The 7,962-nt window shown below is 69.4% G+C and carries 5 protein-coding genes; 4 read left to right on the forward strand and 1 reads right to left on the reverse strand.

Features of this window, described 5'->3' with window-relative positions; translation table 11 throughout:
• Positions 1-50 precede the first annotated feature (50 nt).
• The 3 genes from acnA (at position 51) to C7C45_RS03575 (ending at position 5,962) form a co-directional block, all read left to right on the forward strand.
• On the forward strand, positions 51-2,594 hold the full coding sequence (gene acnA / locus C7C45_RS03565) for an aconitate hydratase AcnA (RefSeq protein WP_110562195.1): 2,544 nt from the start codon (positions 51-53) through the stop codon (positions 2,592-2,594).
• Positions 2,595-2,976: 382 nt separating this feature from the next.
• Positions 2,977-4,416, forward strand: coding sequence for a glycoside hydrolase family 43 protein (locus C7C45_RS03570; RefSeq protein ID WP_110562196.1), 1,440 nt, complete (start codon positions 2,977-2,979; stop codon positions 4,414-4,416).
• A gap of 52 nt (positions 4,417-4,468) precedes the next feature.
• Positions 4,469-5,962, forward strand: coding sequence for an RICIN domain-containing protein (locus C7C45_RS03575; protein WP_110562197.1), 1,494 nt, complete (start codon positions 4,469-4,471; stop codon positions 5,960-5,962).
• 141 nt (positions 5,963-6,103) lie between these two features.
• On the opposite strand, the gene C7C45_RS03580 is transcribed toward C7C45_RS03575, so the two are convergent.
• Entirely contained in the window at positions 6,104-6,982 is an 879-nt protein-coding gene (locus C7C45_RS03580) for an NmrA family NAD(P)-binding protein (RefSeq protein ID WP_110562198.1), read from the reverse strand.
• A 101-nt stretch (positions 6,983-7,083) separates the two neighbouring features.
• Here C7C45_RS03580 and C7C45_RS03585 point away from each other — a divergent pair, with 101 nt between their 5' ends.
• Positions 7,084-7,941 carry a LysR family transcriptional regulator gene (locus C7C45_RS03585; RefSeq protein WP_110562199.1) on the forward strand — a complete coding sequence of 286 codons (858 nt, stop codon included), beginning with the start codon at positions 7,084-7,086 and terminating at the stop codon, positions 7,939-7,941.
• Positions 7,942-7,962: the final 21 nt, after the last annotated feature.

Consider the following 7,962-nt stretch of genomic DNA (forward strand, 5'->3'; position numbering starts at 1 on the left):
CGAGATCAAATAGGCTCCAGGTTATAAGCTTCGGGGTGGAGGGGGCAGGGATGTCGGAACTGGTTGTCGGGCCACGCCGCTACCGGATCGCGGGGATCGCCGACCTGGTGACGTCTCGGATGCCCTACACGATCCGCATCCTGCTGGAGAACCTGCTGCGCCACCGCGATCGCATCCCCCGCAGCCACCTCGAAGCGGTGCTGGAGTGGGGGTCGGAGCGGTCCTTCGCCACAGCGGTCGACCTGCGTCCGGCCCGGGTGTTCCTGCACGACACCAACGGAGTGCCCCTGTTGGCGGACATCGCGGCGATGCGGGACGTCGCCGAACGCGCGGATGCGATCAACCCACGGATACCCGCCGCGCTCGTGGTCGACCACTCGGTGATCGCGGAGGTGTTCGGCACCTCGGCGGCCTTCGAGCGCAACGTCGACGTGGAGTACGAGCGCAACGCCGAGCGCTACCGCTTCCTACGCTGGGCACAGGCATCGATGCGCAACCTCGATGTCGTGCCGCCCGGGAAGGGAATCATGCACCAGGTCAACCTGGAGCGCCTGGCCCAGGTGGTGATGACCGACGGCGACTGGGCGTACCCCGACTTCTGTCTCGGCACCGACTCGCACACGACCATGGTGAACGGGCTCGGCGTGCTGGGGTGGGGCATCGGTGGCATCGACGCCGAGGCGGCGATGCTGGGCGAGGCCGTCACCATGCTGCTGCCGCCGGTGGTGGGCGTACGCCTGACCGGCGCGCTGCCGGTCGGCGCGACCGCGACCGACCTCGTCCTCACGATCACCGAGCTGCTGCGCGCGCACGGCGTCGTCGGCACGTTCGTCGAGTTCCACGGCGAGGGAGTGCGTCGACTGGCGTTGCCGGACCGCGCGACCATCGCGAACATGAGCCCCGAGTTCGGGTCGACGTGCGCCTACTTCCCGATCGACGAGGAGACCATCCGGTACCTGCGGTTCACCGGTCGGCCCGCCGAGCAGGTCGCGCTCGTCGAGGCGTACGCGAAGGCGCAGAAGCTGTGGCACCAGCCGGACTCCGTCGCCGACTACACCGAGGTCGTCGAACTCGACCTGGGCAGCGTGCTGCCGTCGCTGGCCGGGCCGCGCCGGCCACAGGACAGGATCACCCTGTCCGCAGCGGCGTCGGCGCTCGACGCCGAGTTGGCATCCGAGGGTCGCGTCGGCGACGAGCACGGAGTGGTGGGCATCGCGGCCATCACGTCCTGTACGAACACCTCCAACCCGAGGCTGATGGTCACCGCGGCCCTGCTGGCGCGCAACGCCGTCGAACGCGGGTTGACGAGCAAGCCGTGGGTCAAGACGACCCTGTCACCCGGTTCGCGGGTGGTGACCGACTACCTCGACGCCGCCGGGCTGTCTCCCTTCCTGCAGGAGCTGGGTTTCCACCTGACCGGGTACGGCTGCATGACGTGCATCGGCGCGTCCGGCCCGCTCGTCGACGAACTTCAGGAAGCCGTACGGGACAAGGGCGTCACCGCGGTGTCCGTGCTGTCCGGCAACCGGAACTTCGCCGGGCGGATCAACCCTGACACCCGCCTGAACTACCTCGCCTCCCCGCCGCTGGTGGTCGCGTATGCGCTCGCCGGCACCATGCGCACCGACCTGACCCGCGAGCCGGTCGGTCACAGCCCGGACGGGACGCCGGTCTTCCTCAGCGACCTCTGGCCCACGGCGGACGAGGTCACCGAGGTCATCGACTCGGTGCTCACGCCGGAGATGTTCACCCAGGCATACCGAGCCGTCTACACCGGCGACGCCCGGTGGGAGAACCTCGGTCAGGCCGACGGCGGCCGGTTCGCGTGGGATCCGGCAAGCACCTACCTCCGGCGTCCGCCCTTCGCGGATGGACCTGTCACGCACCCCGTCCCGGACATCGAAGGCGCGCGGGTCCTGGTGATGCTCGGTGACTCGACCACCACCGACCACATCTCGCCGGCGGGAGCAATCCCGGTGGACTCGCCGGCGGGCCGCTACCTCACCGACCGTGGGGTGGGGCGGTTCGCCTTCAATACGTACGCCTCCCGGCGCGGTAACCACGAGGTGATGGTCCGGGGCGCGTTCGCGAACGTCCAGCTCCGCAACCAGCTCGTGCCGGGCGTCGAGGGTGGCTACACGCTGAGTCTCGCCGAGGACGGTCAGGTACGCACCGTCTACGACGCCGCCATGGCGTATCGCGACGCGGGCGTGCCCCTGGTCGTGCTCGGTGGCGCGCAGTACGGCACCGGGTCCTCCCGCGACTGGGCCGCGAAGGGTCCCGCGCTGTTGGGTGTGCGCGCCGTCCTGGCCGAGTCGTTCGAACGCATCCACCGCGCGAACCTGATCGGGCTGGGCGTGCTGCCCCTGCAGTACCGCCCGGGCGAGAATGCCCGGACGCTCGGACTGACCGGGCGCGAGATGATCACCATCCGTGGTCTGGCGTCGATGGAAGTCGCGTCGACCATCACGGTGCAGGCGGACGAGCGTGAGTTCCACGTCGTCGTCCGGCTGGACACCACCCGGGAACAGCAGATCTACCGCAGCGGGGGCATCCTGAAGCTGGTCTCGCAGCGTTTGGCCGCCACGATCTGAGCCGCAGCTGCGGCCCCCGGACTCCTCCGCGGACCAAGCTGAACGAGTGCCTTCGATGCCTTGACACTCCAGATGCGATCGCTAACACTTGTCCGCAACACGAATTTAACGAACCGAACACATAGCAGTAGACCCGTGGTTTGCTCGTGCGGCATGGTGCCTGCCGCACGGCCGCAAGGTGTGCACGACGCAATGATGTTAACGCTAACAGCGTGATCATCATCGGGCACTCGGCAGCGACGCCGCGCACGCCGCCCAACACCGGATCGCCGCGCCGCCGGCAACGGCACCGACCGGATGGAGTTCCACGCCGACGGCACCTCCGCCTGTCGTACTGAGCCTCTGACCGACTCGTCAGCGCCTCCGCGAAGGAGAAGGACCCATGTCGAGAGTCTTCGCCCGGCTCTGCGCGGTGTCGGTCGCGGCGTGCCTGCTGTTCACGACCTGGTCGGCGGCAACGCCGAAGGAGGCGGCGGCGCTCGACCCGACCGTCGGCTACCTGATGGCGCACTTCACCGGCGAGTCGTCCACCGACCAACAGATCTGCCTGGCCCACAGCACCGACGGCCTCCGCTGGACGGACCTCAACAACGGCGGGCTGGTCCTGCGCTCCACAGTCGGCACCCGCGGCGTCCGCGACCCCGCCCTGGTCCGCTCACCGAACGGTGACCGGTACTGGATCATCGCTACGGACCTGTGCATCGGCTGCGGCCAGGACTGGTCGACCGCGATCAACAACGGCAGCCGCAACCTCGTCGTGTGGGAGTCCACCGACCTGGTCAACTGGTCCGCGCCGTGGTTGCTGAACGTCGCCGGCGCGATTCCGGACGGACGCAACGCCTGGGCGCCGGAGGCGATCTGGAACCCGGAGACCGGCGACTACGTCCTCTACTGGGCGACGAACGTCCCACTCAACGGGGCGACCAAGCACCGCATCTACTCCGCGCGCACGACGAACTTCCGCAGCATCACCACGCCGCAGGTCTACATCAACCGACCCGGCGGCCAGGAGATCATCGACACCCAGATCGTCGAGGTGCCCGCCGGCGTCGGCGCCTACCGGTACGTCCGGGCCTCCCGGGACGGCCAGATCGCCATCGAAGGCAGCAACTCCATCCTCGGCACCTGGACGAGCCTCGGGAACCTGTCCGGCATCGGGCTGACCGGTGCCCAGGTCGAGGGCCCGATGTGGATGAAGTACAACAACCGCAACGAGTGGGTGCTCTACCTCGACCAGTATTCCTCCGGGCGCGGCTACCTGCCCGTCCTGACCACGAACCCGTCGAGCCCGAGCAGCTTCCGGCTGCCTGCGTCCGGCTCGTACGCCATGGGTGGCACCAAGAAGCGGCACGGAACGATCCTCAACCTGACCGCCGCCGAACAGGACCGGGTGCTCGCCCGCTGGCCCGTCACCGCGGTCAACCGGCTCCAGTCGTACAACTTCCAGGACCGGTACGTGCGGCACTACGACTACGACGTCCGCATCGACCCGAACGTCAGCCCGGCCCAGGACAGCCAGTGGCGACTGGTGCCCGGCCTGGCCGGCTCCGGCACAGTCTCCATCCAGTCGGTCAACTACCCGGGCTACTACCTGCGCCACTACGGGTTCGACTTCCGACTGGAAGCCAACGACGGCAGCGCCACCTTCGCCGCCGACGCCACCTTCCGGCGGGTCGCCGGCCTGGCCAACCCGTCATGGACGTCGTTCCAGTCCTACAGCCACCCGGACCGCTACCTCCGGCACTACAGCTACCTGCTCCGGCTCGACCCGGTCACCGATGCGCAAGGCCGTGCGGACGCCACCTTCCGCGTGACCAGCTAACCCCCTCAAGATGTCGGGCCCGGAGAGGCACGAACTAGTGATTGGACAACGCATGAAACGGATCAGCCGGTCGATGCGCCGGACGTTGATCGCCCTGGTGGCCGCCATGACGGCGATGGTCGGCGGCGTGGTCGTCGTCGCGTCGTCGCCCGCCACCGCCGCCACGAGCCAGTTCCGAGGCATGAACTGGGCCATGTTGGGTGACAACTTCAAGACCACTCCGCTCGTCGTGCAGGGCCTGAGCATGTCCGACAGCAACGCGACCGTGCGGGCCAAGGCCAATGCGCTCTACGACGACATGGCGTCCACCATGGGGGTCAACACCGTCCGGCTGCCCATCAACACCCACACGGTGGGTACCGCCTGGTGGGAGGCCTACCGAGGCGCCATCGACGCCGCCACCGCCCGCGGCTTCAAGGTCATCCTCGCCTACTGGGAGGACGGCGCCGCCTCCGGCGGCAGAATCACGAATCTCGCCGCGTGGAACACGATGTGGTCCACGGTGACCAACACGTACGGCTCGAACACCAACGTCTACTTCGAGCCGATGAACGAGCCGCACGGTTACAGCTCGACGGAGTGGCGCAACGTCGCCGCGAACTGGCTCAGCTACCACACCTCGGCGGTGCCCGGCCGGGTGCTGATCGGTGGCACCGGCTTCAGCCAGGACCTGCGCGACATCTGCAACGACAGCCGCTTCAACTCGACGCTGCTGTCCTTCCACTACTACACCTTCTTTTACGGCGCGATGACCTACGACGCCTTCCGCAGCCACATCCAGACCCTCCTCGGCAACTGCGCCTCCCGCGCGGTCGCGACCGAGTTCGGCGCGCCCATGAACGACGGTCGCAACTACGCCGACGCCGGCAGCACCGACAACTTCGTGCGCTACATCCGGGCCATGGCCCAGGCCATGCGGGACAACCAGATGGGCGGCACCTACTGGCCCGCCCTCGGCGGCAAGACCGGCACCATCGGCTACGACTGGTACTCGATGTTCGCCCTCACCGGCAGCGGCACCGACCTCAACCTGACCGTCCGCAACACCTCCGGCGCGGACCGGATCCGGTACGCGTGGGGCGACACCAACGGCGGCGGCGGCCCGACGACGCCCCCGCCGTCGACGGGGACGTTCTACCGGATCAACGTGCGGCACAGTGGCAAGGCCATGGACGTCCAGTCACCGAACACCGACAACGGCGCGCGTGTCGGGCAGTACACGTACGGCGGCAACGCCTGGCAGCAGTGGCAGTTCCAGGACGCCGGCAGCGGCTACTGGCGCATCGTCAGCCGAAACAGCGGCAAGTGCCTCGATGTGGTGAGCGCGTCGACCGCCGACGGTGCCGAACTCGTCCAGTACACCTGCGGCACCGGGACCAACCAGCAGTTCCAGATGGTCGCCAACGGCAGCTACTTCCAGCTCCGGGCGCGGCACAGCGGAAAATGCGTGGACGTACCCGCCGCTTCGACCGCCGACGGCGTGGTCCTCAAGCAGTATGCGTGCAACACCGGCACCAACCAGCAGTGGTCCCGCACGGCCGTCTGACGATCGTCTCCGGTCACCGAGCTGGTGCTCGGTGACCGGGGGTGTGGGCCGTGCTGGACGCCGGACGACGTCTTCCACGACCGGCACCCCCTTGTGCGGCCAGCTGGCTGCCTGATGTCTCGGCAGCCGACTGGCCGCATGTCACGCGTCGGCGGCGGGCTTCAGCACGTCGAGGCACCACTGGTGGAAGGTGGTCCGCGTGCTCCACTCGGGGATCCGGACCACTCCGTTGTCCAGGCCCTCGTTCTTGGCCACGGCCATGTCGAGCATGCCCTGCGCCATGGCCTCGGAGAGGCCGGCCCGCAGCATGTTCTCCTTGAAGGCTTTGCCGGGGACCTGCTGGTAGCGGACGGGACGGCCGAGCACGTCGGCAATGATGGCGGCCATCTCGTTCTGGGTGAGGTCCGCCGGGCCGAGGACGGGCACATCCTCGAAGCCGGTCCACGTGTCGTCGCGCAGCAGGCGGGCGGCCACCGCGGCGACGTCCCTGGTGGCGATCGTGGGCGCGGACAGGTCCGGCACGATGGGGCCGTACAGGACGCCCTGCTGGGTGATCGGAGTGAGCTGCCGCAGCGTGTTGTCCATGAAGGACGGCAGGGTCAAGGCCCGGTACGGCACGCCGGTCGCGGCGATCAGGTCGTCCATCGCGAGCGTCGCGGTGACGTGCCCGGCCCGCCCGGCCACCGACGTGCCGCGGCCCAGCGCCGAGATGCCGACCACGCGCGGGACGGCGGCCAACGCGTCGAGCACCGGGCGGGTGAAGCCGGAGTAGGCCTCGTCCGGGCTCGCCGACCGCGGGTCAGCCGGCACCAGCCAGAAGACGGCAGCGGCGCCGGCGAACGCCTCGGTCACGACGGCCGGGTCGCCGTGCGAACCCCGGACGATCTCGACCCGCTCGACGACGTCCGGTGTCAGCCGCGCGGGGTCACGGGCCACCACCCGCACGGGCGTGCCGGCCTCGAGCAGATCCTGGACCAGCCGGCCGCCGATGTGGCCGGTGGGAGCGGTCACCACAATCATGGCTTTCCTCCCTGTTCGTTGGGGAAACTGACGTCTGTAGTCAACGCGGATCGACCGCGGAGCGGAAAGACCGTCTCCCTCTGGATTGATACCGTGCTGGTATGAGTGATCTGGAGACGCGGCAGCTCCGCTACTTCGTGGCGGTCGCCGAGGAGCGGCACTTCAGCCGGGCCGCCGAGCGGCTCGGCATGGCCCAGCCGCCGCTGTCGCGCGCCATCCGCGATCTGGAGCGGCAGCTCGGCGTGCAGCTACTGATCCGCACCACGCGGCAGGTGGCGCTGACCCCGGCCGGCGAGACCCTGCTGGCCGACGCCAAGGTGGCGCTGGACGCGATCGGCGCCGCCCAGCGCCGGGCCCGCCGGGCCGGGCAGGAGACGCCGGCCCTGCGGCTGGCGCTCAAGGCCGACTACGACGGGGGGCTGCTGCCGCTGATCCTCGACGCGTACGACGTCATGCCGGTCGAGCTGCTGCTCGGCGGATACGGCGAGCAGGTGCCGGCGCTGCGCGACGGGCGTGCCGACGTAGCACTGATACCGGCGCTCGGCGACGAGGACGGGCTGGACAGCGAGCTGCTGCTGACCGGGCCGAGCATGGTGGCGCTACCGGCTACCGACCCGCTGGCCGCGCGGACGACCATCCGGCTGGCCGACCTGGCCGGCCGGCGGCTCCCGGACGTGTCGCCGGCCGAGCGGGGCCGCATGGCGGGCAGCCGGCGACCGCTGGACCTCGCGCAGATCTTCAACCTGGTCGAAGTGGGCACCGCCGTGTGGTTCCTGCCGGAGTGGGTGGCTCTGCGGTACTCCCGGCCGGGCACCGCCTTCCGCCCCGTGCCGGAGCTCGAACCGGTGACGCTGAAGGTGGCCTGGCCGGCCGAGTCACGCTCGCCCGCAGTCGCGGCCTTCGTGCGCGTGGCCCGGCGGATCGCCGAGGCGCCCCAGAAGCAGCTGCTCCGCGGCTAACGACGCCCACCTGCTCCGCAG

Origin of the sequence: Micromonospora arborensis, assembly GCF_003205615.1 — a bacterium.
In the GTDB taxonomy this organism is placed as follows: Bacteria; Actinomycetota; Actinomycetes; order Mycobacteriales; family Micromonosporaceae; genus Micromonospora; species Micromonospora arborensis.